At 57.6% G+C, this 25,227-nt stretch carries 26 protein-coding genes; 11 read left to right on the forward strand and 15 right to left on the reverse strand.

From position 1 onward, the window contains the following. Nucleotides 1-7: 7 nt before the first annotated feature. Nucleotides 8-958, reverse strand: a complete 951-nt coding sequence (locus GS636_RS05740; RefSeq protein ID WP_171185046.1) for an ABC transporter substrate-binding protein — start codon at nt 956-958, stop codon at nt 8-10. Nucleotides 959-1,380: 422 nt separating this feature from the next. Here GS636_RS05740 and GS636_RS05745 point away from each other — a divergent pair, with 422 nt between their 5' ends. Both GS636_RS05745 and GS636_RS05750 read left to right on the forward strand, forming a co-directional pair. Next, nucleotides 1,381-2,043: a DNA-3-methyladenine glycosylase I gene (locus GS636_RS05745; RefSeq protein WP_171668759.1), complete on the forward strand. Its 663-nt coding sequence runs from the start codon at nt 1,381-1,383 to the stop codon at nt 2,041-2,043. Between the two features lie 42 nt (nt 2,044-2,085). Next, nucleotides 2,086-2,778 carry a hypothetical protein gene (locus GS636_RS05750; protein ID WP_171668760.1) on the forward strand — a complete coding sequence of 231 codons (693 nt, stop codon included), beginning with the start codon at nt 2,086-2,088 and terminating at the stop codon, nt 2,776-2,778. On the opposite strand, the gene GS636_RS05755 is transcribed toward GS636_RS05750, so the two are convergent. Further along, entirely contained in the window at nt 2,769-3,173 is a 405-nt protein-coding gene (locus GS636_RS05755) for a cytochrome c (RefSeq protein WP_171668761.1), read from the reverse strand. The genes GS636_RS05750 and GS636_RS05755 overlap by 10 nt on opposite strands. 93 nt (nt 3,174-3,266) lie before the next feature. Between GS636_RS05755 and GS636_RS05760 the strand changes: the two genes are divergently transcribed. Beyond that, complete coding sequence (locus GS636_RS05760) at nt 3,267-3,704, forward strand: DMT family transporter (RefSeq protein ID WP_171668762.1); 438 nt, start codon at nt 3,267-3,269, stop codon at nt 3,702-3,704. On the opposite strand, the gene GS636_RS05765 is transcribed toward GS636_RS05760, so the two are convergent. Together GS636_RS05765 and GS636_RS05770 are read right to left on the reverse strand one after the other, a co-directional pair. Beyond that, complete coding sequence (locus GS636_RS05765) at nt 3,688-4,374, reverse strand: ABC transporter ATP-binding protein (RefSeq protein WP_171668763.1); 687 nt, start codon at nt 4,372-4,374, stop codon at nt 3,688-3,690. The two genes, GS636_RS05760 and GS636_RS05765, sit on opposite strands and share 17 nt — an antisense overlap. Further along, nucleotides 4,367-5,662: a lipoprotein-releasing ABC transporter permease subunit gene (locus GS636_RS05770; protein WP_171668956.1), complete on the reverse strand. Its 1,296-nt coding sequence runs from the start codon at nt 5,660-5,662 to the stop codon at nt 4,367-4,369. Before GS636_RS05770 ends, GS636_RS05765 begins: the two co-directional genes overlap by 8 nt. 357 nt (nt 5,663-6,019) lie before the next feature. Between GS636_RS05770 and GS636_RS05775 the strand changes: the two genes are divergently transcribed. Then, complete coding sequence (locus GS636_RS05775) at nt 6,020-6,379, forward strand: hypothetical protein (protein ID WP_171092418.1); 360 nt, start codon at nt 6,020-6,022, stop codon at nt 6,377-6,379. 116 nt (nt 6,380-6,495) lie between these two features. Here GS636_RS05775 and proS read toward each other — a convergent pair whose 3' ends face one another. Continuing rightward, entirely contained in the window at nt 6,496-7,836 is a 1,341-nt protein-coding gene (proS, locus tag GS636_RS05780; protein ID WP_171668764.1) for a proline--tRNA ligase, read from the reverse strand. A 169-nt stretch (nt 7,837-8,005) separates the two neighbouring features. Between proS and GS636_RS05785 the strand changes: the two genes are divergently transcribed. From GS636_RS05785 to GS636_RS05805, 5 genes are all read left to right on the forward strand, one after another. Further along, nucleotides 8,006-9,370: an FAD-dependent oxidoreductase gene (locus GS636_RS05785; protein ID WP_171668765.1), complete on the forward strand. Its 1,365-nt coding sequence runs from the start codon at nt 8,006-8,008 to the stop codon at nt 9,368-9,370. Next, nucleotides 9,370-10,344: an isopenicillin N synthase family oxygenase gene (locus GS636_RS05790; protein ID WP_171668766.1), complete on the forward strand. Its 975-nt coding sequence runs from the start codon at nt 9,370-9,372 to the stop codon at nt 10,342-10,344. Before GS636_RS05785 ends, GS636_RS05790 begins: the two co-directional genes overlap by 1 nt. Before the next feature lie 89 nt (nt 10,345-10,433). Further along, on the forward strand, nt 10,434-11,507 hold the full coding sequence (locus tag GS636_RS05795) for an AI-2E family transporter (RefSeq protein WP_171668767.1): 1,074 nt from the start codon (nt 10,434-10,436) through the stop codon (nt 11,505-11,507). Beyond that, nucleotides 11,508-12,197 carry a DnaA ATPase domain-containing protein gene (locus GS636_RS05800; protein WP_171092427.1) on the forward strand — a complete coding sequence of 230 codons (690 nt, stop codon included), beginning with the start codon at nt 11,508-11,510 and terminating at the stop codon, nt 12,195-12,197. Between the two features lie 49 nt (nt 12,198-12,246). Beyond that, entirely contained in the window at nt 12,247-13,791 is a 1,545-nt protein-coding gene (locus tag GS636_RS05805) for a Ppx/GppA family phosphatase (protein ID WP_171668768.1), read from the forward strand. Between the two features lie 7 nt (nt 13,792-13,798). Here GS636_RS05805 and GS636_RS05810 read toward each other — a convergent pair whose 3' ends face one another. From GS636_RS05810 to scpA, 6 genes are all read right to left on the reverse strand, one after another. Continuing rightward, complete coding sequence (locus tag GS636_RS05810) at nt 13,799-14,173, reverse strand: hypothetical protein (protein ID WP_171092430.1); 375 nt, start codon at nt 14,171-14,173, stop codon at nt 13,799-13,801. Between the two features lie 37 nt (nt 14,174-14,210). After that, nucleotides 14,211-15,212 carry an endonuclease/exonuclease/phosphatase family protein gene (locus GS636_RS05815; RefSeq protein WP_171668957.1) on the reverse strand — a complete coding sequence of 334 codons (1,002 nt, stop codon included), beginning with the start codon at nt 15,210-15,212 and terminating at the stop codon, nt 14,211-14,213. A gap of 4 nt (nt 15,213-15,216) precedes the next feature. Next, a complete protein-coding gene (locus GS636_RS05820; protein ID WP_171092432.1) occupies nt 15,217-15,897 on the reverse strand; it encodes a molecular chaperone DjiA in 681 nt (226 codons plus the stop codon). A 45-nt stretch (nt 15,898-15,942) separates the two neighbouring features. Next, a complete protein-coding gene (locus GS636_RS05825; protein WP_171185062.1) occupies nt 15,943-16,431 on the reverse strand; it encodes a GNAT family N-acetyltransferase in 489 nt (162 codons plus the stop codon). Further along, nucleotides 16,428-17,030: a VOC family protein gene (locus tag GS636_RS05830; RefSeq protein WP_171668769.1), complete on the reverse strand. Its 603-nt coding sequence runs from the start codon at nt 17,028-17,030 to the stop codon at nt 16,428-16,430. Before GS636_RS05830 ends, GS636_RS05825 begins: the two co-directional genes overlap by 4 nt. 107 nt (nt 17,031-17,137) lie before the next feature. After that, on the reverse strand, nt 17,138-19,264 hold the full coding sequence (gene scpA / locus GS636_RS05835; RefSeq protein ID WP_171668770.1) for a methylmalonyl-CoA mutase: 2,127 nt from the start codon (nt 19,262-19,264) through the stop codon (nt 17,138-17,140). Nucleotides 19,265-19,432: 168 nt separating this feature from the next. On the opposite strand from scpA, the gene GS636_RS05840 reads away from it, so the two are divergent. Beyond that, nucleotides 19,433-19,879, forward strand: coding sequence for a DUF4174 domain-containing protein (locus tag GS636_RS05840; protein ID WP_171092440.1), 447 nt, complete (start codon nt 19,433-19,435; stop codon nt 19,877-19,879). Between the two features lie 76 nt (nt 19,880-19,955). On the opposite strand, the gene GS636_RS05845 is transcribed toward GS636_RS05840, so the two are convergent. Both GS636_RS05845 and GS636_RS05850 read right to left on the reverse strand, forming a co-directional pair. Beyond that, nucleotides 19,956-22,001: an acetyl/propionyl/methylcrotonyl-CoA carboxylase subunit alpha gene (locus GS636_RS05845; RefSeq protein ID WP_171668771.1), complete on the reverse strand. Its 2,046-nt coding sequence runs from the start codon at nt 21,999-22,001 to the stop codon at nt 19,956-19,958. A gap of 116 nt (nt 22,002-22,117) precedes the next feature. Then, a complete protein-coding gene (locus GS636_RS05850; protein WP_171185070.1) occupies nt 22,118-22,321 on the reverse strand; it encodes a hypothetical protein in 204 nt (67 codons plus the stop codon). A 650-nt stretch (nt 22,322-22,971) separates the two neighbouring features. Here GS636_RS05850 and GS636_RS05855 point away from each other — a divergent pair. Next, nucleotides 22,972-24,123 (forward strand): DcaP family trimeric outer membrane transporter, encoded by a 1,152-nt coding sequence (locus tag GS636_RS05855; RefSeq protein ID WP_253762657.1) that lies wholly within the window; start codon nt 22,972-22,974, stop codon nt 24,121-24,123. Between the two features lie 86 nt (nt 24,124-24,209). On the opposite strand, the gene GS636_RS05860 is transcribed toward GS636_RS05855, so the two are convergent. Together GS636_RS05860 and GS636_RS05865 are read right to left on the reverse strand one after the other, a co-directional pair. After that, the gene (locus GS636_RS05860) at nt 24,210-24,563 is read right to left on the reverse strand and encodes a hypothetical protein (RefSeq protein WP_171668772.1); all 354 of its coding nucleotides are present in this window, start codon (nt 24,561-24,563) and stop codon (nt 24,210-24,212) included. A 133-nt stretch (nt 24,564-24,696) separates the two neighbouring features. Continuing rightward, nucleotides 24,697-25,182, reverse strand: a complete 486-nt coding sequence (locus tag GS636_RS05865) for a DUF6497 family protein (RefSeq protein ID WP_171668773.1) — start codon at nt 25,180-25,182, stop codon at nt 24,697-24,699. Nucleotides 25,183-25,227 lie beyond the last annotated feature (45 nt).

A 25,227-nucleotide genomic window follows, 5' to 3' on the forward strand; every position in this document is an offset into this window, starting at 1 on the left:
TACGTGCTCACTGCGTCGCTGCGTCAACAACCGGACGCCACTTGCCTTCGTTCTCAGACATCCAAGCGGCAACAACTTCTTCAACCGAACCACCGTCAACGTCGATCGCGCCCATCATTGGCTGCTGGTCTTCGACCGCCAGTTGGTAGTTGGACAGGATTTCATAAGCGGCGGGCCATTTGTCTTCCATGCCGCTCCAGCTGGCTTTGAAGATGCGGGACGGCGAGAAGTCGCAATCGTTGACCGCATTGGGGTTCGGCCCCCATGCCGGATCGTTAAAGCACGCCTCTTCGCCCGCAGGCAGCTCAACGAACTGAACGTCATAGGCCGACATCGCCCAATGCGGCTGCCAGAACGTGATCAGCAGTGGCGATTTACGCTCGGTCGAGGCGCGCAGCTCGGCGATCAGGGCACCCTCGGACCCCGCCGGCACAGCTTTGAACGGCAACTCAAGCCCGGTCATACGGTCAGCGCCGGGTGTGCCCCAATCGGCCGGATAATCGACCAGGCGACCACCGGGCAGAGTTTCTGCCGTAGCAAATACCTGCGCGCAATCTTTCAACGCTTCCCATGCGGGCAGGCCCGGGCACAGATCAGCGACATGCGCGGGGTATGCTATGCCTTCCTTGGCATCCAGGCCCAGATCGCCGATTTCAACAACGGTTCCTTCGTCAACCTTCTTGGCGTACTCGTCCGACACGTTGGACGACCAGATTTCCAACGTCGCGTCGATGTCACCATCAGCCAGAGCCTGGAATTGGTTCATCATGCCCGCCGTCACGTATTCGACGTTATATCCTGCAGCCTTGAGCATCTCACCTGCCACATGAGTGGTCACGTGCTGGCCGGTCCATTCGTTGATCGCCAGTTTGATCGGCTCGTCCACGGCGCCCATATCCGCAGCTTGCACCGCGCCCGCGACGCTCAGAGCCATTAGGCTTACACTAAGTTTTTTCATGGACTTTCTCCCTGTCTTTTTTGTTTTGCCCACCCCGGCGAGGGTTATCCCGCCGGTATATTTGGTCGATGACAATACCATGTCGCAACATGCACAAATTTTGCCGGAAAAGGAAAGTGTCGCGACTATGAAAGACAGAAAGTGCTCCTCTGCCAAATCACTTTCGCCCCCCCGAGCGCGACGACCGCACTCAACCCGGCCCGTCGTAGTCCCACGGTCTGTGGCGCCGGACATTGACTGACGAGTCAATCAGAAACCAACTTTCGACTGTTTGTCGAGTATTTCTTTGAAAAAAGCGTACTTTTTCTTTTCCATCCAAAAAATTGGTCGCTGAATAGTCATGAACTGGCGGCTTTATTTTTTTGATTGCAAAGACGGAACAAAAGGCAAACACTCAAGAGGTGATATCTGAGGCTGGATAAATGCGCGCATTTGACGAAATATTCGAAATTGCTGCTGAACGACACGGCGGGCCAGATGCGTTGCAAGCTATGCTGTACAAACCCAAAACCAAGGATGAACTGGCAGCCCTGCCAGAAGATCGTTGGCTGGCCATCATTACAAAATGCGTCTTTCAGGCTGGGTTCAACTGGAAGGTCATCGAAAACAAATGGGATGGCTTCGAAGCCGCGTTTGACGGTTTTGATGTGGGGCCATGTGCCTTTATGGATGACGAAAAATTCGATGCGTTGTTGCAGGATACGCGAATCGTACGCAACGGCACCAAGATTTCGACGGTGCGTGACAACGCTGTTTTTCTTATGGAATTGCGTGAAGAGGGCGGCGCGGGCAAAGTGCTGGGTGGCTGGCCTTCGGAAGATTATATCGGCTTGCTGGCCATGTTGGCCAAGCGCGGCTCGCGTCTGGGCGGGGCGTCAGCACAATATGCTATGAGGTTTATTGGGCGCGACAGTTTCATTCTGTCCCAAGACGTTACCGCCCGGCTGATTGCCGAAGGCGTGATCGACAAACCTGCCACGTCCCAAAAGGCGATGGTGGCTGTCCAGCAAGCCTTTAACACTTGGATGGATCAATCCAGGCGATCCTTGACGGAAATCAGCCGGGTTCTGGCTATGAGCGTTTGAAAACGGTTTGCTGAACGGGCGCAGCAGACTAGGATTCTTCATATGGTTCGGCGCGTTTTTCTAGTTTCTCTCTTATTTCTATCGTCCTGCGGGCGTCCGTTGACAGAACCAGAGCGCGTGTTTGCAGAGAGCATTCAAGGCGACACACTGAATTTGGATAATGTGCGATTGGTCGAAGGTGCCCCAGTCGCACCGGTCACGTATTTCCGGGAAGAACGCCCACGTTTGGCCTGCCGTGAGCTTATTTTGCCGCCTGTCGAAGCGGGGTTTGTTACTGGCAAACCCGCAGCCGTCGCCCTGTTCAACAAGGTCTATTTTGCACGCGACTGGTATCTGGAAGATTACATGACCGACTTTCCCGATCAGATGAACCTGATCGCCGCGATGTTACTGGCTCATGAATTGACCCATGTATGGCAATGGCAGAATCGCGCAACCACCGGCTATCACCCCTTGCGAGCAGCGGCAGAACACGGCGGAAGACGGGATCCGTATCTGTTCGATCTGGATACCTCACCTGACTTTTTGTCCTATGGCTTCGAACAGCAGGGCGCGATTGTCGAGGAATACGTGTGTTGCCGTGCGCTGGACCCTCAGGCCGAGCGCACAGCAAGGCTCCACACTATGTTGGGTGCACATTTCGACCTGTCCCCGTTGCCGGAAAAAGGGCGCGAACGAGCGGTTCTTTTGCCATGGAGCGAGGCAGAAGTAGACGGAATTTGCAGTCAGTCCTGAAGCGTTTCCAGATAGGCAACCAGATCCACAATAGGCTGGCTTGTCAGGATCGGCTGGCCCTGCGGTGTTTTCATGGACGTGTCTTGCCCGTCGAAATACGGACCATAAACCGGCATCGGGCTGCCGTGGCTGACCAACGGGTCACGCCCATCGATTCGGGCAACCACACGTGCGGTTGGGAATACGCCGCCTTCGCCAGACAAGCTGGTCAGGTCACTCGGCTGCACAACCAGCACGCTGGCCATCGGCCCCTGCCCGGTCGCATCGATCCCGTGGCAAGTTGCACAATAGTGCATGTAAAGCTCTTCACCGATCTTGGCGTCTTGCGCAAAAACCGCCTGAGAGGTGGCGAGCGAAATTGATAAAACCAGCACACCAAGTTTTGCTTTGAACATCGTATCCTCCTGCCACGACAGCCATTTGCAGGGTTGCCCGGTGGACACCTTGGCGCAATGATCCAGATCAACGCAGGCGGGAGGATGCAGGACATGACACAATACGCAGCCATAATGTTGGCAGCCGGGATCGGAGTGCCAATTCTGGCCGCTTTGAACGCAGCCTTGGGCAAGTTGATCGGATCGCCGACCACTGCCGCCGTGATCCTGTTCGCAATCGCTTTTGCTGCGTCAGCGCTGGTGATGCTGCTGTTCCCGGGGTTCGAAGCGCTATCCAAGGTCGCTGAGGCCCCGAAACACCTGCTGCTGGCAGGCGTGCTGATCGCGTTCTACGTTCTTTCGATTACCCACGTCGCCCCGCATTTCGGAGTGGGCAACGCAGTGTTCTTTGTTTTGCTGGGCCAATTGATCAGCACAGCGGCCATTGACCATTTCGGCCTGTTTGGTGCTCAGGTCACGCCGCTGACATGGATGCGGGCCGGGGGTATTGCCGTGATGGCCGTTGGTGTTGCGATCACTCAACTGGCCTGAGCACCCCAGCCTCAAGTCTAACCGTCCGATCCATACGCGCCGCCAGTTCAAGGTTGTGCGTCGCGATCAAAGCCGACAACCCCTCGTCCCGGACCAGTGCCATCAGCGCATCAAACACCTGATCCGAGGTTACGGGGTCCAGATTTCCGGTCGGCTCATCCGCCAGCAAAACCCGCGGCTTGTTGGCCAGCGCCCGGCAAAAAGCCACGCGCTGTTGTTCACCACCCGACAATGCCGCAGGGCGGTGGTTGGCGCGCGGGGCAACGCCCACCCGGTCCAGAAGATCCATGGCCCGCTTTTGCGCGGCTTTTTCGGAAATACCGTTCGCCAGCTGCGGCAGAGTGATGTTTTCGAGCGCTGTAAACTCGGGCAGCAAGTGGTGGAACTGATAAACAAACCCGACATCTTGTCGGCGCAGCGCGGTTCTGGTTCGGTCGCCCTTTCCGCTTACGTTCTGCCCTCCGATTTCAACGGTTCCGTCGTCGGGCATATCCAACAGTCCTGCAATGTGCAGAAGCGTTGATTTACCCGCACCGGACGGGGCCACCATCGCCACGGCCTCACCCGCGCGCAGGTCCAGATCGACACCGCGCAGAACCTGTACTTCACCCGGCGTGCCCTTGAGGTAGGTTTTGGTCAGGCCATTCAGGCGCAATGTGACATCATTCATAGCGCAACGCCTCAACAGGGTTCAGACGCGCCGCACGACGCGCTGGAAAATAGGTGACGATGAAAGACAGACCAAGCGACAGCCCGATGGCTTTGAGCACGTCGCTCAGGTGCAGCTCGGCCGGTAAAGCATAGATGCCACGGATCGACGGATCCCAGACGCCGCCGCCCATCACATAATTCACGAAGGAAAAGATCGGATCGATATAGATCGCAAAGAGACATCCCAGAATGACTCCCATCGCCGTTCCAATCAGGCCGGTGAACGCCCCACATATAAAAAAGACCCGCAGAACCGACCCTTCGCTAAGTCCAATGGTGCGCAGGATGCCAATATCGCGCCCCTTGTTTTTGACCAGCATGATCAAGCCCGAAACGATATTCATCGCAGCGATCAGAACAAGGATCGACAAGATGATGAACATCACGTTGTCTTCAACTTCCAGCGCCCGCAGAAAGCCTCCCGACGCATCCTGCCAAGTCCATATCTGGCTGCGTTCGCCCGAGGCTTCGAGAATCGAGATCAGGATCGGGCCCAGTTCTTCAGGCTTTTCCACCATCACCTCAATCTCATCCGCCACACCTTCACGGTTGAAAAAACTCTGGGCCTGCGAGAACGGCATATACACGCGGGTGCGGTCGATATCATAACGACCTGCCGAGAACACATAAACGACGCGATACGCGTTCACGCGCGGCGAGGTGCCAAAGGCTGTTTTGACACCATTGGGCGAGGTCAGTTTTACAACATCCCCCACGGTGGCACCGATGCTACGCGCGACGCCGGATCCAATGGCAATGACATCTTCACCGCTTTGAAACTCAGTCAGATCTCCTGCAGACTGTTCTGCCTGCGCGATACTTGGCAGGTCGCGCAGATCGTCAGGTCGGATGCCAAACACCTCAACTCCGCTGCTGCGGTCGCGGTTGGTGATCAACACCTGTCCTTTGACCAAAGGCGCTGTTCTTTCAACACCGGGCACCTGCGCGATCCGGGCCGAGCGGTCTTCGTAATCGGCTATCGTTCGGTCGAGCCGACCCTGCGCGTCGATCTCACCTGAGGAATAAACCGTCACATGCGCGTTGGCCCCCAGAATGGTGCCCACAAATTCCGAACGGAAACCAGAGCGGACCGACAATGTCGCAATCAGCGCGAACACCGCGAGGGTGATCCCGATCAGTGAAATCCAAGTCATAACACTGACACCACCTTCGGCCCTGCGGGCCCTCAGGTAACGCCATGCAATCTTCCATTCAAAAGGGGCAAAGGGCGGGGGTGTGTTGGCCATGCCTGCTCCGGGGTGTTTCTTGTTTGCGGCGACAGTTTCGGCATTTCTGCCGATGGTCAAGCCGGTAGTCACCAAGACTTGGTTCCTCGACCTGAATGCGCAGTAGTGATTCGGGTCGCCGGGGACAAGTCGCGGCGAAACGGATGACTTCAAAACGTCGTGCTACACCGTGAGTTGTGAAGCCCTTCACAGACAAGGTGATATTGTTTCAGTTATGAAGTTAATCATCGCACTTTGTGAGTCTGTGAATCGAAAAGGCAACAATGAGGGCGAAATTTTATTACTCTTTTTGATTATTTTTAGAAACTTTGTCACCCTAACTACGGGGGAACACATTTAAAGAGCGGGGGTCGCTCAATGAATTTTCAAATCTCTAACAATGGCGCGGGCGCAATTCCGACCCGCAGGGCATCAACAGAACTGGATTGTGAGACAGCGGCACTGCTGCGCGCGGCCATTCGGCCGATCTTTGTCAGCGCAGCAAGCTGGAGCAATCTGGCTGATATCCTCAAGGAAAAAGGATACCGGCTGGCGTTCCGTCAGGGACGTTTGTGCATCACGGATCGGACGACCGACGCACGCGTATGCGGGCTGCGGTTTCTGGGTCTCGAGTTTCGCGAACTGGTCAGCCGTTTGGGCCGACCGATTGTGGTCGCGCGCGGCGACGGCGCCAATGGCGATGTTCTGGCAGAGCGCCCAACGGCAGACCAAGACTGATAGCAAAGCTAGGCCACCTGATTTGGCCGCAGTTGACGGCCAGATCGGAATGCTGGCCGCCTAGTTTGTTCTAATGAGTTCACGGTGACTGTTAATTGTGCACCTGAAGATTGCGATCAGGCGATCTTCTCATAGATTTCTGCAACCTTGGTGACTGCCGCTTCCGGGCTAAGCTCCTCGCTTTCGCCTGTACGGCGACAGGTCAGTTCAACCACACCGTTCTTCAGGCCGCGCGGTCCCACGGTAATGCGCCAGGGCAGACCAATCAGGTCCATGGTGGCGAACTTGCCCCCTGCCCGTTCGTTGCGATCATCATACAGCGGCTCCAGACCCAAGGCGGTCAGCGCCGAATAGATCTTGTCGCAGGCCGCATCTGCTTCTTCATCACCCTGCTTCAGGTTCACAATTCCGCAGTGGAACGGTGTTACGCCCTCGGGCCAGATGATGCCTTTGTCGTCATGACTGGCCTCGATGATCGCGCCGATCAGGCGGCTGACGCCGATACCATGGCTGCCCATATGAACAGGGACGGATTTTCCGTCAGGACCCTGAACCGTTGCACCCATCGCTTCAGAGTACTTGGTGCCGAAGTAAAAGATCTGACCAACCTCAATACCTCGGGCCACGCGACGGCGTTCTTCGGGGATTTGGTTGAACAATTCCTCATCATGCGTCTCGTCCGTGCGCGCGTATTTCGAGGTGAACTCTTCCAGAATAGCCTGGCACTGTTCGCGGTTGTCATAATCGATCTGGCGGTCGCCAAAAGTCAGGTCGGTGACTGCGCTGTCATAAAAGACCTCGGATTCGCCGGTATCAGCCAGCACAAGGAATTCATGCGTGTCATCGCCGCCGATCGGGCCTGAATCGGCGCGCATCGGAATGGCCTGCAGGCCCATGCGTTCGTAAGTGCGCAGATAGCTTACCAGATGACGGTTATAGGCGTGCAGCGCATCTTCCTTGGTCAGGTCGAAATTGTAGCCGTCCTTCATGTAGAACTCGCGCCCGCGCATCACGCCGAAACGCGGGCGGATTTCGTCGCGGAATTTCCACTGGATCTGATACAGCGTCAGCGGCAAATCCTTGTAGCTGTTGACGTGACCGCGAAAAATATCTGTCACCAGTTCCTCAGCGGTGGGCGTATACAGCATGTCGCGACCGTGACGGTCCTGCATGCGCAGCATTTCCTGACCGTAATCGTCATAGCGGCCGGATTCGCGCCACAGGTCGGCCGATTGCAGGATCGGCATCTGGATCGCGATGTGGCCTGCACGCGCCTGTTCTTCGTGCACAATGTTTTCCAGCTTGCGCAGCACTTTGAAGCCCAGCGGTAGCCACGAATAAATCCCGGCGGCGGCCTGCTTGATCATGCCCGCGCGCAGCATCAGCCTGTGGCTGACGATCTGGGCCTCAGACGGGTTTTCCTTGAGAACGGGCAGAAAGTAACGGCTCAGGCGCATGGATGGACCTTCAAAGGTAAGAATTCGACTGCACAGGTGATTATTCCAAAGCCCCGCCGGGGGCAATCGAACATTGGCAGTTTTGCGACTTCACGTCAGTCGGTTTTTTGATTGACCCGCCAATCGAGAGTTTCAATTGTAACAGAATTGCGAAACTCAAGAGGCGCCGATGCAAACTATTCAGGAACCCGCCCGCCAAATCCCTGTCATCCATCAGACCGACGTGTTGGTTGTTGGCTCTGGTCCCGCAGGGCTGGCCGCAGCACTGGCGGCGGCGCGGGCCGGAGCCGAAGTATCTCTGGTCGACCGCTTTGGTTGCATGGGCGGCAACATCACTGCTGTGGGCGTCGAGGGGTTTGCCTGGTATCGCCATGAACAGACGGTCGAGGCCGGCGGCATCGGCATGGAGTTCGAAACCCGCGCCAAAGAGATGGGCGCAGCGGTACCGGAAAGTCAGTCGCTGAGTTATGAGCTGGACAGCGAAGGGTTCAAGCTGGTGGCCGACAAGCTGGTCGAAGAGGCAGGCGTGCATCCAATGCTGCACCGTCAGTTTGTCGCGCCTATCATGGAGGGCGACCGGATCACCGGCATCATCACCGAATCCAAAGCCGGGCGCGAGGCGATCCTGGCCAAAGTGGTAATCGACGCCACCGGCGACGCGGATGTGGCGCACCGCGCAGGCGCACCGACCCACAAGACCCCGCGTGAAGACATGATGGCCGCCTCGGTCATGTTCCATCTGGCTGGCGTCGACAAGCGCGCGTTCATGGAGGGCGTGAAGGCCGACCCGCAGACCTACAAGGACTGGGGCGGCGGTGGTGAATGGAATATCGAGACAAGCGGCAAGGAAGACGACATGTTCTCGCCCTTTGTCTACAAGCCATTTCAGCAAGCCATAGATGAAGGGCTGATCCCGCCTCATCTGAACACCATTGCGGGCACCTGGGGCGCGATGCATGACACGGGTGAGCTGACGTATATGAACCTCATCCACCTGGCTGAGATCGACGGGACCGACCCCGACAGCCTGACACGCGGCGAGATCGAGGGCCGTCGCCAGTCGATGCTGGCTATTGACGCTTTGCGCCGGTTCATGCCGGGCTGTGAAAACGCGCGGCTTCGAAACTTCGGTATGACCATTGGCATCCGCGACACGCGCAAGATCGACGCGGTGTACAACATGACCGAAAACGATGCCCGCCATCAGGGTCGGTTTGAAGATACCATTGGCATCTATCCCGAATTCATCGACGGTTATGGCATTCTGATCCTGCCGACCACGGGACGTTACATGCAGGTTCCCTACCGGTCGATGCTGCCAAAGGGTATCAAGGGGTTGCTCGTTGCAGGCCGGTCGCATGGTGCAGATCGAGTAGCGCATGCCGCCACGCGCAACATGGCCTGTTGTGCCGTTATGGGTCAGGGTGCAGGCATTGCGGCAGCGCTGTCATTGAAAAGCAATCAGGACCTGGACCAGTTGAATTTGGCACCCGTTCACACGGAACTTGAACGCCAAGGGGTCAGGATTCACTAATGGACAGCATTCCAACAATCGACATCTCGCCTTTGACCGAACCAAAAACCGATGCGTACGAAGCAACGGTGCAGCGCATCCTTGAGGCTTGTACCGGGATCGGGTTCCTGTCCATCACCGGGACAGGCGTGGCTCAGGAAACTGTTGATCAAGTCGGACAGACGACCAGAGAGATTTTTGCCATCGATGAGTCGCGTAAATGGGATCAGGCCATTACCCGCGAAAACTATCGCGGCTATATCCCCATGGGGTTCTTCACACCCAACGATGGCTCGGGCAACGCGGACAAATACGAAGGCTACAAGCTGCATCACGAAGTCGCGGCAAATGCCCCGATACGCTCGGTCTGTTCTTTGTACGGGCCGAATCTGTGGCCGGACGAAGTACCCGGCGCCAAAGAGATCATTCTGGGTTACTGGAGCCAGCTGGACCGGGTCGCCGATCTTTTGCTCGGGGCGTTAGAGACAGGTCTGAACCTGAAGCCAAACACGCTGCGCAGTGCGTTCCAGGACCCGATGACCAACATGACCCTGCTACACTATCCGCCGCAGGCTGCGGACGAGGCTGGCTATGGCATCCATCCGCACAAGGACACGGACGCGCTGACCATCATCGCCCCAGATCCGGTGGGCGGACTTGAAGTACAGGCGCGCACTGGGGGATGGGTCACACCAAACTGCCCGCCGGGCGGATTTGTCGTCAATATCGGCGACATGCTGGAGCTTTGGTCAGGCGGCCGGTTGAAATCCACGCCGCACCGGGTGGTTAACCGGTCAGGCAAAGAGCGGTACTCTTTCCCCTACTTCGCCGTCCCCCGCCACGACGTCATTGTCGAACCTTTGTTGGCTGCGCTGCCTGGTTTCGACCGCCCTGCTGTTCATTGCGGACATTGGTCTGCAGAAATCTGGCGCACCAATTGGCCCGACGAGACCGCAGATGACAATACGCCGGAACTGGGGACACTTCAGGACTAAAGGCTGTAATTTCAGGCCAAATGAAGCGCTTGCATCACTCGCCTTGATACGCCAAGAACACCATCAAAGACCTGCAAAAGGGGATCGCGATGGCATTGCCGGTTAAGGATCAGATGAGATACTGGGGCGTCGTCGCTTTTGTTTTTGTATTGATCCTCTGGGCTTTAGGAGATGTCCTGCTGCCGTTTGTTATCGGCGGGGCCATTGCCTATTTCCTTGATCCCGTCGCTGATCGGCTTGAACGGCTTGGCCTGTCGCGCATGGCGGCCACAGCAATCATTACCGTTGTTGGCATTCTGGGGTTTGTGTTGGCTATCCTGATGGTCGTGCCAGCCCTGATCACCCAGTTGCTGGATCTTGTGGACGTGATGCCTGAGCTTTTCAAGCAATTGCGCGGCTTCGTAGAAAAACAGTTCCCATCCCTGTTGGACCGGGAATCCAGCACGCACCAGATGCTCGTGTCTTTTGGCGAAACGCTCAAGTCTAAAACCGGGGACGTTTTGCAAACGGTGCTGACCTCGCTGGGGTCTGCCATCAACATCGTGGTTCTTCTGGTGATCGTGCCGGTTGTTGCAGTCTACCTTCTGTTGGACTGGGATCGCATGATCGCCCGGATTGGAGAGTTGCTACCACGCGATCACGCCCCAACCATCAAACGGTTAGCGGGCGAGATTGATGCCGTTCTGGCCTCTTTCGTGCGCGGGATGGGTACGGTCTGTCTGATCCTTGGCACGTATTATGCGGTGGCTCTGATGCTCGCGGGTCTGCAATTCGGCCTGATCGTAGGCTTCATTGCGGGGTTGGTCACGTTCATTCCCTATCTGGGTGCTTTAATCGGTGGCACGCTGGCCATCGGACTGGCACTGTTCCAGTTCTGGGGCGACTGGGCTCATATCGGCCTGATCGCGGGTATTTTTGCCATTGGGCAAGTGACCGAGGGCAATTTTCTGACACCCAAACTGGTCGGAAACTCCGTTGGGCTTCACCCGGTTTGGCTGTTGCTGGCGCTGTCGGTCTTTGGCGCGCTGTTTGGCTTTGTCGGGATGTTGGTTGCCGTTCCGGTCGCAGCGGCCCTTGGCGTTTTGGCTCGGTTTGGAACCTCGCTCTATCTGGACAGCCGCCTGTACACCGGTCTTGAAAGCCAGGATCAGGAAACCGAGTAAATGGCCCGACAACTCAGCTTTGATCTGCCCGCCAAAACTGCGCTTGGGCGCGAGGACTTCTTTGTTTCGCCTGCCAATGCTTTGGCCGTTGCAATGATCTCGGCCACGTCCTGGCCCGGAAACAAACTTGTGCTGAGCGGCCCTGCTGGCGCCGGCAAAACCCACCTGGCGCATGTTTGGGCCGCTGAAACCGGCGGTCGCATCATTCAAGCGTCTGAATTGCGCTATGACGATGTACCAGAACTGGCGCGCAAGCCGATTGCGGTCGAAGACGTGCCGATGGTTGCCGGTGATCTGGAACAGCAGAAAACGCTGTTTCACCTGCACAATCTGGTTCTGGCCGAGGGGCACGCCCTGTTGATGACCGGCAGGCTTGCGCCGAAGTTCTGGGAAATGCCGCTGGCAGATCTGCAAAGCCGGGTTGAAGGGGCCCACCACGTCGCGTTGGATCCGCCCGACGATGCGCTGCTGGGCGCAGTGCTGGCCAAGCTGTTTGTGGACCGTCAGTTGAATCCCGGCCCCGAGGTCATTGCCTATCTTGTCAAGCATATGGACCGCCGGTTTGAAACCGCCGCAAATGTTGTCAAACAGCTGGACCACCTGGCATTGACGGAAAAACGTGACATCACACGCGCATTGGCTGTCCGGGTTTTGAACACAAGCCCGGATGAGATCGAGACGGGTGATTGACCCGCAAGCTCCAATTTCGCATCCTCTGACTGCAGTATCTGGAAGACACATGGATCAGACCGTCGAAACCGACATCCCGGACTGGGGACCATTCGGAAAACCATTGTTCGACGACCCTGGCACGCGGGCTCTGTCACGGGTCGGGGTGGTCGATGTTGGGTCGAACTCAGTTCGAATGGTCATCTTCGACGGGGCGGCCCGATCACCCGCATATTTCTACAACGAAAAGGTGATGTGCGAACTCGGCGCGGGCCTGTCCGAGACAGGGCGTTTGAACCCGCGCGGACGCGACCGCGCGCTGGCGGCGCTGCGCAGGTTCCAGCATCTGGCAATGGATTTGGATCTGCCCGGGCTACACGTGGTGGCCACAGCCGCCGTGCGAGAGGCCGAAGACGGCCCGGATTTCTGCGCGCAGGTCAAGGCGGAAACCGGGCTGCATGTGGCCGTGATCGACGGCGCTGAAGAGGCCCGCCTGTCAGCGCAAGGCGTGTTGTTGGGCTGGCCTGGTGCGTATGGCCTGATCTGCGATATTGGCGGCTCGTCCATGGAATTGGCCGAAATCGGCGATGGGCAGGTCGGCCGCCGTGTGACTTCAGCCCTTGGACCGCTGAAGCTGCGCGACATCAAGGGCGGGCGACGGGCGCGTAAGGGGCATATCAAGTCAACAATGGAAGAACTGCGCGACCAGATGGGCCCGCAGCGGGATCGTCTGTTTCTGGTCGGTGGCAGTTGGCGCGCCTTTGCGCGACTGGACATGCTGCGGCGGGGCTATCCGCTGAACGTGCTGCACGAATACCGCATGACCACCAAACAGGTGCGTGAAACGATCAAGCTCATCGAAAAGAACGATCCCGACAAGCTGCGCAGCCAAGCTGGGGTCTCAAGCTCGCGCATGTCATTGATTCCTTATGCGATGGACGTGCTGGCGCGGTTGATCCGAACGTTCAAGCCCAAGGATATCGCGATTTCAAGTTATGGCATCCGCGAAGGTCTGCTTTACGAACAGATGTCACAGGAACTGCGCGACCGCGACCCGTTGATCGAAGCCAGTCGCTTTTCCGAAGCCAAAGATGCGCGCCTGCCCGGCTTTGGTCGCCACCTTTATGATTTTGTGATGCCCTTGTTCCGGTCAGCACCGCCCAGCCGGGTACGCCTGATCAAGGCGGCCTGCCTGCTGCACGACGTCACTTGGAGGGCCCACCCGGATTACCGGGCCGAAGCATGTTTCGACTATGTCACCCGCGCAAATCTTGGTGGCCTCAAGCATTCCGAGCGTGTCTTTATCGGGCTTGCACTACAACACCGCTATCGAAACAAACGTGAAGGCAATCGGTTTGCCCCGTTGTATGAGTTACTGGACGAGAAAGACCAGAAACAGGCCGAGATTCTGGGCAAAGCCATGCGATTTGGCGCGATGCTGTGGATGCACAACGATGCCAATATGGGACGACTGAAACTCTATCCCAAAAAACGCGAGCTAGAGCTGTATCTGCCCGAAGCTGCGGCACCATTGTTCAGCGAAGTGGCCGAAGCGCGCCTGAATTCACTGGCAAGCGCACTGAAATCCGAAATGCGCGTGATCATCAAGAACTGAGATTGTCTCAGATATCAGTTGCGCCTTCGGGAACCTCTTCATCCTTGTCTTCAGGCTCGGGCAGATCTTCAATCGGTTTTTTACGGATGATAATGTCACCGTTGGGCAGGATTTCCGGCACTTCATAAGCGCTCCAATCCTTGACCTCAGCCGCCAGTTCCGCCAGCGCGGGGCCCATCTCTTGCAGGAAAGATTGCATGGCCGGCCCAAACTCGTCCGCCATCCCAAGCAACTCATCCAGTGCCGGTTCCATTTCCTTGCGCAGCCCTTCGAAAAACAGCTCGGCCCCCTGCTCCATCAGGGATTTTCCAGTGTCTTCTTGTGCCAGTGTCGGCACCGCCAAAGACGCCCACACGACGCTGATCAAAACAATCCGTTTCATAACGTTGATATAAGCCTTCAGACGCAAGCTGCAAAGGCTACAGATCAATATCCAGAGTGACTGGGAAATGGTCCGAGGCTGTCAACAGCGCTTGCCGCAACTCTGGTTCAGACCAGCATGCAACATCCCGAAACGGGTGCCATATGCGCCAAGCTGGATCAAAGGCACGCAAATCCTCTGAGATCATGATGTAGTCCAACAACGCCTCAAGAAACCGGCCTTCGTCGGGGCGCGCGAAACGTGCAGTGGACGGCACTGATCCAGGCCTGAACTCATGCGCCCTGACCGCATGCGGGTCATACAGCCCCGCTTGCAACAAAATCTCAACCGACGACCGTCCGAACAGATGTTCAAACTCATCCAGGCCCGGCCCGTCATTCAGATCGCCCAGCAAGACTACAGACTCATTCTGCGCCAAATGCGCCTCGACCCTTCGGGCCAGCCAAACCGCCTGCGCAAGTTGTTTGCGGCGATTGGCAATCGAAATGCGGATCGCCTCATCCCTTGAATCTGCCCCATGCGGCGCTTTTGACTTTAGGTGTGCCCCGATCAACCTGACGTCCTTGCCCGCTCGTGTTGTCAGAGCCAGTTCCATTGGCGGTTTGGAAAATCGGACGATGTCTTCAGTCGCATCAACATCCAGGTCAATTTTGAATTCACCATCGAACCGAGGGGCGGACAGGTCGTCGGCGTCTCCTTTTGGGTCGTGGCGCACGTCCAGAACTGACCTGTCATACAACAATGCCAACTCCTGGTGTGTGTCATTGGCAAAACCCATCACCGCGTCAGAAGTGCGAAGATCGAATGCCTCGGCAAAGGCCTGTAATGCGCGCACCGTGTTCTGGCGTTTGCCGGTGTTCGGTGCCTCAACGATCAGAACCGCATCAGCATCTATCGCGGTCAGAACCTTGGCAATTGCCTCGACCTGCTGGGCCTTGGTGACGTCGTGCCTGCCCGACCAGCTTTCATCGACAATGAGGGCGTCGTTTTTGTCGAAAAGATTGGCGAACCATTCGATATTATAGGTCGCCAGCCGCATCTTCTCAGGCCGCCGCGCCGTTGATTTCATCCCAGGCGCGGTTGATATCGATCATCTTTTTTTCAGCCAAACGGATCGCTTCTTCGGGGACACCGCGTGCCATCATCGCATCCGGATGAGTCTCGCGTACCAGTTGACGCCAGACTTTGCGGATCTCAGTTACCGGCATGTCCCGTGATACGCCCAGCACCACGTAAGGGTCATTGGGTGCCTCGGGTACAAACCGCGCGCGCAAGGCCAGAAACTGCGCGTCGGTCTGACCAAAGATGCGACTGACCTCTTCCAGGAATTCGTTTTCATTGGGATGATAAAACCCGTCTGCCATAGCGATGTGGAACAGCCCTTCCATCAGGTCGCAGAGGGTCGTGTTGTCTTCGGAAAACATCCGAGCGATCTTGCGGGCATAGTCCTGGTATCCGGCAACATCCGTGCGCGCCATATTGAAAACCCGCGCAGCGCCTTCTTCATCCTCGCGCGCAATCTGGAACACGTCGCGGAAGGCCGTGACCTCGTCCCGTGTCACCTGCCCGTCCGCTTTGGCCATTTTTGCGCCCAGCGCAATGACGGCAATCGTGAACGCAACCGAGCGTTCAGGCGGCGAGCGTAGCTTTTCAAAAACAGCGGTCAGGCTTTCGCCCTGTGCAAGAGCGCTGAGCGCGTCAGATATGCGGGTCCAGATCGACATGGCCGTACCCTAGCGCCACAATCCGGGACTGTCAGGTGCGATAGATCATTCCGGTGAAAGAATTTTCTGCATCAGCACAAGATCCAGCCACTGCCCCCATTTGTAACCGACTTGAGGCATATGTCCGACCTGTTCGAACCCCAACGCTGTGTGGAATGCAATGGCAGACGGGTTTGCGGACGAGATGCCAGCAACCAGCACATGGACGCCTTCGGCACGCGCGGCCTTTTCAAGTGCCGCCATCAGGGCGCGGCCAGCACCCTTGCCGCGCGCGTCGGGTGCCAGTTGGATCGAGTGTTCCGAGCTGTGGACATACCCGGGGCCTGAGCGGAAAGGCCCAAAGGTCGCAAACCCGACCACGCGGCCTTCAATTTCTGCAACCAGAAACCCGGGACCTCGGGCGAGGATATCTTCGGCGATACTCTCAACGCTGCGGGTATCGGTTGTGAACGTCACCAACGTCTCGCGAATGATCTGATTGGTGATCTCGGCAATCGCGTGTGCATCTGCAGGCTGCGCCTGTCGGACCTTCATTCCAACACACGCACGCCGTGCGGGGTTTCAAACTCGGCCCGCAAAGCGGCTGGCCCAGTGTCGAACACCACCCAGTCCAACGCGCCAAGATGCGTGGCTAAGGTCAGCGCATCCGGGTGGAACACGACCAACCTGCGAAGACTGCAGCCGCTGTCCTGCAACATCTGCGCCGGGTGCAGATCCCCCTGCCACTGAATCAGCGCGGGAAACAGGTTGTCAAAGGGAAGTCGGCCGGTCGGTGGCACGGCCATGCGCCAACTCAAAGCGCCGCGTGTCAGATCAATCGGCGTTCCAACACCATCGGGAAACACCGAAAGAGACGCCTCGATATCCGGCACGCGACAAATCCAATTGGTCAGCCGCGGTTTACCTGTGAACCGGTCCAGATCGAACCAGCGGGTCCGTTCCGGCGTGGGCGCGTCGGGATCAATGGCAATTGCCTCAAGATACAGGCCGTCCTTGAGTCCCAGCAATCGATTATAGGTGCCAAACTTCTCGTGTTTGCCGCCCGCCTGCAGCGCAACGCCCAAAGCCTGTTCGACATGCGCGGATGCTTCTACCAGCGTTTCTCCGGCGACGGCCAGATGATCGAGCAACATGCGCCCCTCCTAAAAACAATTCGACCAGACCCAATCAGGTCTGGTCGCATGTTTCCGCCATCGGCGCGCGATCACAAGATTTTTCGACGAAAAACCTTAGCCACTGTTTAGCCGCGCGCTTCACTAATCAGACGCAGGATGTCCTGCGCAGCTTCGGGGATATTGGTGCCCGGCCCAAAGATCGCTTTCACCCCATGATCATACAGGAACTGATAATCCTGCTGCGGGATCACGCCACCGCAGATGACGATGATGTCCTCGGCACCAGCTTTCTTCAGCTCTTCCACCAACTGCGGGGCCAGCGTCTTGTGCCCTGCAGCTTGCGAGGAAATCCCAACCACATGCACGTCATTGTCCACGGCATCCTGCGCGGCCTCGGCGGGTGTCTGGAACAAAGGCCCAACGTCGACGTCAAACCCAATGTCGGCAAAGGCCGTGGCGATAACCTTGGCCCCCCGGTCATGCCCATCCTGTCCCATCTTGACCACCAGCAAACGAGGGCGCCGCCCTTCAGCTTCGGCAAACTCCTCAATGGACTTCTGGATCGCGGCAAAGCCTTCGTCACCTTCGTAAGCCGCGCCATACACACCGGCCAGGGTTTTCACCTCGGCACGGTGGCGACCGAATTCCTTTTCCATTGCCATGCTGATCTCTCCTACGGATGCGCGGGCGCGGGCGGCCTCGACCGCAGCAGCCAGCAGGTTGCCACCCTCGCGGGCAGTTGCGGTCAGCGCGTCCAGCGCAGCCTGACACGCTGCCTCGGCGCGGGTTGCGCGGATACGTTCCAGTCGCGCGACCTGTGCTTCGCGCACCGCAACGTTGTCGACATCCAGAATGTCGATCGGGTCTTCCTGTTCTTTGCGGTATTTGTTGACACCGACGATCACCTCGTCGCCCCTGTCGATCATCGCCTGACGACGTGCAGCGCTTTCCTCGATCCGCAGTTTGGGCATGCCGCTGGCCACGGCTTTGGTCATGCCGCCCATCTCCTCGACCTCTTGCATCAAGGCCCAGGCCTTTTCGACCAGTTCGTTGGTCAGGCTTTCGATGTAATAGGAGCCCGCCAGCGGATCGACCACGTCGGTCACGCCGGTTTCTTCCTGCAAAACCAACTGCGTGTTCCGCGCGATACGCGCCGAGAAATCGGTGGGCAGTGCAATCGCCTCGTCCAACGCGTTGGTGTGCAAGCTTTGCGTTCCGCCCAGAACCGCACTCATTGCCTCATAGGCCGTGCGGATCACGTTGTTATAGGGGTCTTGCTCTTGCAACGACACGCCCGAGGTCTGGCAATGGGTACGCAGCATCTTTGACCGCTCGGATTTTGCACCGAATTCGGTCATCACGCGATGCCATAGGGTCCGCGCCGCACGCAGTTTGGCGATCTCCATAAAGAAGTTCATGCCGATGGCAAAGAAGAACGACAAACGTCCTGCGAACTTGTCCACGTCCATCCCGGCCTCAGTCGCGGCGCGCACGTATTCGCGTCCGTCCGCCAACGTATAGGCCAATTCCTGCACCAGGTTCGCCCCGGCCTCTTGCATGTGGTAGCCCGAGATCGAGATCGAGTTGAACCTGGGCATCTCGTTCGAGGTGTATTCGATGATGTCCGAGATGATCTTCATCGACGGTTCAGGGGGATAGATATAGGTGTTACGCACCATGAACTCTTTCAGAATGTCATTCTGAATTGTGCCAGACAGGACCGATTTGTCATGGCCCTGCTCTTCGCCCGCAACGATGAAACTGGCCAAGATCGGAACCACCGCGCCGTTCATGGTCATCGAGACCGAGACCTTGTCCAACGGAATGCCGTCGAACAGGATCTTCATATCCTCGACGCTGTCGATGGCCACACCGGCCTTGCCCACATCGCCCACAACACGCGGGTGATCACTGTCATAACCACGGTGCGTGGCCAGATCGAAAGCGACCGAAACACCCTGCTGACCAGCTGCCAGGTTACGGCGGTAAAAGGCGTTTGATTCCTCGGCCGTCGAAAAGCCCGCATACTGGCGGATCGTCCACGGACGCCCGGCATACATCGTCGCCTTCACCCCGCGTGTGAACGGACCAAACCCGGGCAGAGAGCCCATATGCGGCAAGTCAGCGGTATCTTCCTGCGTATAAAGTGGTTTGACGGCGATGCCTTCCAGCGTTTCCTTGGTCAGATCGTCCAACGGACGTCCGCGCAGCTCTTTCTCGGCCAGCGCTTTCCAGTCCTTCGTGTCGGTCATTTGAATTTCCTCTCGTCAACTCGGGTGGCGGCCGCAAAAAGCGTCCGCATTGAGGTCCTGCGCTTGACCATTGCGTCGGGGCGCAAGCGCGAAATTTTGAGCGTTCTGTGTAAATCGTCAGTCGCAATCGCGGAGACAGGGGCTATATTCGAAAGAACAGGAGGCCACATGACTCGCACGCTTGCCTTTGTTTTCTCGGCACTAATCCCTCTGGCCGCTTGGGCGGCGGACGGCACGGCGCCCTCGGATGACAGCTTTGTTCGCCCGGTCGGGGACAGCGAACTCAGCGAATTTCTATGGGTCAACCGGCCTATCGTAGTTTTTGCGGACACACCTGCCGACCCGCGCTTCCAACAACAGATCGACATGCTGCTGGACGGCGAAGAGGCCATGCGTGACCGGGATGTGGTGGTTTTGACCGATACCGACCCATCGGCGCGGTCTCCGATTCGGTCACAGTTGCGTCCACGTGGTTTCCAGATGGTGTTCGTCGACAAGGACGGTGTGGTCAAACTGCGCAAACCTGCCCCTTGGAGCGTGCGAGAAATCGGCCGGTCCATCGACAAGACACCCCTGCGTGAGCGCGAAATCCGCGACCGGCGCGAGGGCGGTTGAGCGCTTTCGCAATACCACGCAGCTCCGGCGCAGAACGCCGGAGACCGTCGGAGGTATAGTGAAAGCACTGGCATGATCACTCGAACTCGATGATCACTTCGTCCACGGCAAGGCTGTCGCCGGGGCCAGCGTTGATCTTTGCAACCGTGCCCTTCTTCTCGGCCCGCAAGATGTTTTCCATCTTCATCGCCTCGATGGTGCACAGCGCCTGACCTTCCTGCACCTCCTGCCCCACTTCGACATCGATTTTCACGACCAGACCAGGCATCGGGCACAGCAGCATTTTCGAGGTATCCGGCGGCAATTTTTCCGGCATCAGTTTGGCCAGCTCTGCCTGTCGCGGACGGCGCACCAGAACCTTCAGGTCGGCCCCACGGTTGCGAATGCGGAACCCGCCCGAAACCTTGCCGACCTTCAGAACCAACGGGCTGCCATCGACATCTAGTATGGCCAGCTGATCACCCGGCGTCCAGTCCGAGGCCACACGCAGGGTCGACCCATCTTCGAACTTGACGGTCGCACCTTCTTTGTCAGCGTTGACCTGAACCTGGAACTCGTGGCCTTCCAGCGATACAACCCAGCGTTTGCCGACTTTACGTTCGTGATTGTCCATCCGGCCCGACACGCGGGTCCGGCGGATCTCGGCCACGCGATGCATTGCTGCGCAGGAGGCTGCAATCCGGCGCAGATCAGCTTCGGGCAAGGATACGCCCTCGAACCCATCGGGATATTCTTCGGCAATGAAAGCCGTGGTCATGTCGCCGCTGATGAATTTCGGGTGGTCCATCACAGCCGACAGGAACGGCAGGTTGTGACCAATGCCTTCAACCTCGAAACTGTCCAGGGCAACGCGCATCGCCTCAATCGCGGCTTCACGGGTCGGGGCCCAGGTGCAGAGTTTTGCGATCATCGGGTCGTAATACATGCTGATCTCGCCGCCCTCATAGACGCCGGTATCGTTGCGTACTGCCGCTTCGCCTTCAGGCGCGTCGCCCTGCCATTTGCCGTTGACCAGCATCGGACCGGCCGCAGTTTCCTGCGGAGGACGATACCGGGTCAGACGGCCAATCGACGGCAAGAAGTTCCGGTACGGGTCTTCCGCATATAGGCGGTTTTCAATGGCCCAACCGGTCAGCGTCACGTCATCCTGTGTGATCGTCAAAGGCTCACCCGCCGCCACACGGATCATCTGCTCCACCAGATCGACGCCGGTGATCAGCTCGGTGACCGGGTGTTCCACCTGCAGGCGGGTGTTCATTTCAAGGAAGTAGAAGTTCTTTTCACCGTCAACGATGAATTCCACCGTGCCTGCGCTGGAATAGCCAACCGCCTTAGCCAAGGCCACGGCTTGTTCGCCCATCGCCTTACGCGTTGCTTCATCAAGGAATGGCGACGGCGCCTCTTCAACCACCTTCTGGTTCCGGCGCTGGATCGAGCATTCGCGCTCGCCCAGATAGATACCATTTCCATGGCTGTCACACAGAACCTGAATTTCGATGTGGCGCGGCTGGGTCACGAATTTCTCGATAAAAATCCGGTCATCCCCAAACGAGTTCGCAGCTTCGTTCTTGGACGACTGAAAGCCCTCGCGCGCCTCTTCGTCGTTCCACGCGATCCGCATGCCTTTACCACCGCCACCGGCGCTGGCTTTGATCATGACCGGATAGCCGATCTCATTCGAGATTTTGACCGCCTCATCTGCATCCTCGATCAACCCCATATAGCCCGGAACCGTCGACACGTTTGCGTCCTGAGCGATTTTCTTCGACGTGATCTTGTCGCCCATCGCCTCGATTGCACCTTTCGGGGGACCGACAAAGGCCACACCTTCAGCTTCCAGCGCTTCGGCGAATTTGGCGTTTTCCGACAGGAACCCGTAACCCGGATGCACCGCCTGCGCACCGCTTTGGCGAATGGCATCCATGACCTTGTCGATCACGATGTAAGACTGGTTCGCCGGGGGCGGGCCAATATGCACGGCTTCATCCGCCATCGACACATGCAGCGCGTTCTTGTCCGCATCCGAATAAATAGCAACTGTGCCGATACCCATTTTGCGGGCGGTCTTGATGACTCGGCAGGCGATCTCGCCCCGGTTGGCGATCAGGATCTTATTGAACATGGAACGTCCTTTGGCTTGGTGTTCTGGAAACGCAAAACGCCGCCGCAGGGAGCGATCCCCACGACGGCGTGATGCGAGATGACGGACGAGGCGACAGGCGCCCCGAAAAAGATGCGTTAGTTACAGGTGTTCTGTGTTTTGCAATACAGTACGTTGCCCGCTGCGCCGACGGCCGCGCCGAAAAGTGGGTCTGCGTTGAGAACGGCTGCGCCGACAGCGCCGGCCCCGCCACCCAAGATTGCCTGTTCGCCCGTGGTGTCACCGCAAGCCGCCAAGCCCGCGCAGGCCGCTGCAACGAGGATAAGTTTTGAGATTCGCATTGTGACTGCCCTTCTGGTTGTCTTGTTTCGTTTGCGCTCTGATGCGCGAAACGCGACGTGTTATTCAATATCAGAGGGCGCACAGGCAACTTTTGTGCAGGTTTTTGCCTCTTTTTGCGCGTTGCGCGCAAAAAGAAAAACGCGGACAGGTTTTTGTGGGGAACACAAGCCTGCCCGCGTAAGGAAGGGGTACGGAATAGTAGGTGCATGTGCGGCGCAGGCAAAGTAGAGCCGCACGGCCCACTCACTGTGCACGCCACAATATCACCTGCAAACACTGTATTGTTTCCGCACGATAACTCGGCTGGTTTCTGCCCACGCTGAGACAACTCACGCAAATTCGTGCCGATCCAGGATCTCTGGTAAATCGGTGAAAACCCCTGCCTACCCGTCACATTGCCGTTACATTTACCTAAACAGAGGCGGCCGTTTGCACGTGCGGCATCACGCAGCGACATTTTTCTGCACTGCAAAAGTGCATTCACATTCATATGGTTGACAGATCGGTTCAGCCTGACGTGATTTTTCCAGGGCCGAGTCGCACATTTCCTTGAGATATTTGGGCTTTTTCGTCCCATTCTCGTGATTCCCGTCGTCACGGGGCGCGTGAAACGGTGCGGATGCACACTCGCACACAAGGAAACACCCACATGATGACGACACGAATGAAGGCACTCCTGCTTGCTGCCTCGGCGCTTAGTGTGACCGGCACGCTTGCCTATGCTCAGGATGCCCAGACTCAAGCCGAACTCGATGCTTTGCGCGCACGAGTCGAGGCGCTGGAATCCGCCGATAGCAGCCCCGCTGAGGGAGATTTTCGGATCGGCAACACCACTTTGGACGTTTATGGCTACGTCAAGGCCGACTTCTTCTACGATTTCGACTTTGATCAGGGCGATACTGCCTTTGTGAACGTCATCGGTGAACCGTCTGCGGCAACCGATGGCACCTTTGGTGCGACCGTACGCCAATCGCGGATTGGCCTGCGGACCACCACGCCAAGTGGGATCGGTGACATCGGGGGTCAGCTGGAGCTTGATCTGTTCGGCTCGGGTGGCACCGCCGAACTGCGCATACGCCACGCAAACATCACGATCGGTGATCAGTTCCTGATCGGCCAGTACTGGACCAACTTCCAGCCGCTGGACACCTATCCTACCTCGGTGGAATTCAATGGCCCGGTCGGTATTGCCTTCGCCCGTGTTCCGCAGCTGCGATACACCGGGCAACTTGGGGGCAACGCTCAGTTCGCCGTTTCGCTGGAAGAAAATGTCAGCGGTTCGAACTCTGACGATCCGGTCTTGACGGCTTCGGCGGAATACAATGACGGCACATATATTGCGCGGGGCGCGGTACTGTATGGCAAAGCCAATTCCGGCAGTGTGGAAGTTGACCAAACGGGTTTCACTGCCTCTGCCTCGGTTCGCCCGTGGCAAGGAGGGCTGTTCCAAGTCAACTACGTGACGGGTGAGGCCCTTGGCCCCTATCTGATCGGCCTTGGCGATGCGATTGTCGGCGGGCAAGCGAACGATGTGGATGGCTATACTGTCGAGTTCAGGCAAGACCTGAGTCCAAAATGGAATGTCGGCATTGCGTATGGTCGCGAGAATTATGATCTTCCCACCTCGACCGGCACATTGTCCTTCACCGAGTTGGAGACGATCCATGTCAACGCCTTCTACAAGGCAACTGACAACCTGACGCTCAGCGCCGAGTACATCTATGGTGAGCGGAACGACGCGCCCACTGGCCGTACCTTTGACGGTAGCCGCGTTCAGCTGGCCGCTCAGCTCAACTTCTGATACCGCACACAGATCCTGCCCAGTTGCGGGCAGGATCGCCGCGACGCCGGGTTCAGCATACTGATATGCGGCAGCCGATAACAAAGTCAGCCCATCCCATCGATGATTTCGGGAAAAGATGCGCGGGCCACATCCACATCAATGACCAAAAGCGCGTCATAGCTGGACGGATCAAACGGGTTCTCTGCAGGCACAACTTCGCGCCCGAACAACCAGCTCAGGCGACCCGCGTCCAGATTGCCCCGTTCGAAGGGCTGATCCCCGAAATGCGCCCAAAGCGCTTCCATGAACGCGGTATCCGCACGCTTGTCGGCAGGCTTACGGTCGCGGAACCGTTCCCGACGCGTCAAAGGTGTCACGCCCTTGGGATTGGCCCGGCGAATGGTAAACTGAAAATCCGTGCCAGACAGACGCCCGGGGAAGCCGCGATGCTTCAGCATGGCAATACCTCCGGCTTAACGCTGACAGACAAAGAAATATCAAACCCGAAAAGGGATGGGATCATGTTACGCACCTCCGAAGCCGCACCGTTGGTCTGAGATGCTCTGACGTCATAAAAGAAAGAGTTCATGGTCAAAGCCCCTCCCAGATACACCGGGACTGCTCCAGCCGGTAGGCTTCAAAAAACTGCGTCGCGTCCGGGGCGGCATCGCCAAATTCTACCGGTCGGTCCGCCAATGAAATAACGACCCGCACAGGCTGTAAGTCATGCTGGGCCACATAGGGAACGGCCAGTATTTGGCACAGATGCTCCATGTCTTTGGACGCAACATCGTAAGTGATCCGTCCTACCGTCGCGCCAATTTTTGGAGCGATGAAGCGAAAGCGAACCCAAAGCTCCCCCGGATTGTTGTCGAGCAGGACGTCATCCAAATGCACAGGTTGGCCAGACGGCACCGGCAACGGCGTATCTGATTGAGCAAAGACGGGTGAGCAGACCAGGCAGATCATCAGACAAATGGCGCGATCCCGGACCCGCCAAGGGCGAGCTCCTCCTTCCGGGATCGCGCGCGCAGTGCTTGTGAACTGCGCTGTTCTATGTCTGACGGGTCGGATCATTCAACTATTTGCCGATTCTTGTCAATTCCGCCTCAATTTTGAGCG

Source organism: Ruegeria sp. HKCCD4884, assembly GCF_013110855.1.
Lineage (GTDB): Bacteria > Pseudomonadota > Alphaproteobacteria > Rhodobacterales > Rhodobacteraceae > Ruegeria.

Excerpts from the sequence above, each read along its gene's own strand:
- GS636_RS05740 (WP_171185046.1), bottom strand. The coding sequence starts at position 958 with ATGAAAAAACTTAGTGTAAGCCTAATGGCTCTGAGCGTCGCGGGCGCG.
- GS636_RS05745 (WP_171668759.1), top strand. The coding sequence starts at position 1,381 with ATGCGCGCATTTGACGAAATATTCGAAATTGCTGCTGAACGACACGGC.
- GS636_RS05750 (WP_171668760.1), top strand. The coding sequence starts at position 2,086 with ATGGTTCGGCGCGTTTTTCTAGTTTCTCTCTTATTTCTATCGTCCTGC.
- GS636_RS05755 (WP_171668761.1), bottom strand. The coding sequence starts at position 3,173 with ATGTTCAAAGCAAAACTTGGTGTGCTGGTTTTATCAATTTCGCTCGCC.
- GS636_RS05760 (WP_171668762.1), top strand. The coding sequence starts at position 3,267 with ATGACACAATACGCAGCCATAATGTTGGCAGCCGGGATCGGAGTGCCA.
- GS636_RS05765 (WP_171668763.1), bottom strand. The coding sequence starts at position 4,374 with ATGAATGATGTCACATTGCGCCTGAATGGCCTGACCAAAACCTACCTC.
- GS636_RS05770 (WP_171668956.1), bottom strand. The coding sequence starts at position 5,662 with ATGGCCAACACACCCCCGCCCTTTGCCCCTTTTGAATGGAAGATTGCA.
- GS636_RS05775 (WP_171092418.1), top strand. The coding sequence starts at position 6,020 with ATGAATTTTCAAATCTCTAACAATGGCGCGGGCGCAATTCCGACCCGC.
- proS (WP_171668764.1), bottom strand. The coding sequence starts at position 7,836 with ATGCGCCTGAGCCGTTACTTTCTGCCCGTTCTCAAGGAAAACCCGTCT.
- GS636_RS05785 (WP_171668765.1), top strand. The coding sequence starts at position 8,006 with ATGCAAACTATTCAGGAACCCGCCCGCCAAATCCCTGTCATCCATCAG.
- GS636_RS05790 (WP_171668766.1), top strand. The coding sequence starts at position 9,370 with ATGGACAGCATTCCAACAATCGACATCTCGCCTTTGACCGAACCAAAA.
- GS636_RS05795 (WP_171668767.1), top strand. The coding sequence starts at position 10,434 with ATGGCATTGCCGGTTAAGGATCAGATGAGATACTGGGGCGTCGTCGCT.
- GS636_RS05800 (WP_171092427.1), top strand. The coding sequence starts at position 11,508 with ATGGCCCGACAACTCAGCTTTGATCTGCCCGCCAAAACTGCGCTTGGG.
- GS636_RS05805 (WP_171668768.1), top strand. The coding sequence starts at position 12,247 with ATGGATCAGACCGTCGAAACCGACATCCCGGACTGGGGACCATTCGGA.
- GS636_RS05810 (WP_171092430.1), bottom strand. The coding sequence starts at position 14,173 with ATGAAACGGATTGTTTTGATCAGCGTCGTGTGGGCGTCTTTGGCGGTG.
- GS636_RS05815 (WP_171668957.1), bottom strand. The coding sequence starts at position 15,212 with ATGCGGCTGGCGACCTATAATATCGAATGGTTCGCCAATCTTTTCGAC.
- GS636_RS05820 (WP_171092432.1), bottom strand. The coding sequence starts at position 15,897 with ATGTCGATCTGGACCCGCATATCTGACGCGCTCAGCGCTCTTGCACAG.
- GS636_RS05825 (WP_171185062.1), bottom strand. The coding sequence starts at position 16,431 with ATGAAGGTCCGACAGGCGCAGCCTGCAGATGCACACGCGATTGCCGAG.
- GS636_RS05830 (WP_171668769.1), bottom strand. The coding sequence starts at position 17,030 with ATGTTGCTCGATCATCTGGCCGTCGCCGGAGAAACGCTGGTAGAAGCA.
- scpA (WP_171668770.1), bottom strand. The coding sequence starts at position 19,264 with ATGACCGACACGAAGGACTGGAAAGCGCTGGCCGAGAAAGAGCTGCGC.
- GS636_RS05840 (WP_171092440.1), top strand. The coding sequence starts at position 19,433 with ATGACTCGCACGCTTGCCTTTGTTTTCTCGGCACTAATCCCTCTGGCC.
- GS636_RS05845 (WP_171668771.1), bottom strand. The coding sequence starts at position 22,001 with ATGTTCAATAAGATCCTGATCGCCAACCGGGGCGAGATCGCCTGCCGA.
- GS636_RS05850 (WP_171185070.1), bottom strand. The coding sequence starts at position 22,321 with ATGCGAATCTCAAAACTTATCCTCGTTGCAGCGGCCTGCGCGGGCTTG.
- GS636_RS05855 (WP_253762657.1), top strand. The coding sequence starts at position 22,972 with ATGATGACGACACGAATGAAGGCACTCCTGCTTGCTGCCTCGGCGCTT.
- GS636_RS05860 (WP_171668772.1), bottom strand. The coding sequence starts at position 24,563 with ATGCTGAAGCATCGCGGCTTCCCCGGGCGTCTGTCTGGCACGGATTTT.
- GS636_RS05865 (WP_171668773.1), bottom strand. The coding sequence starts at position 25,182 with ATGATCCGACCCGTCAGACATAGAACAGCGCAGTTCACAAGCACTGCG.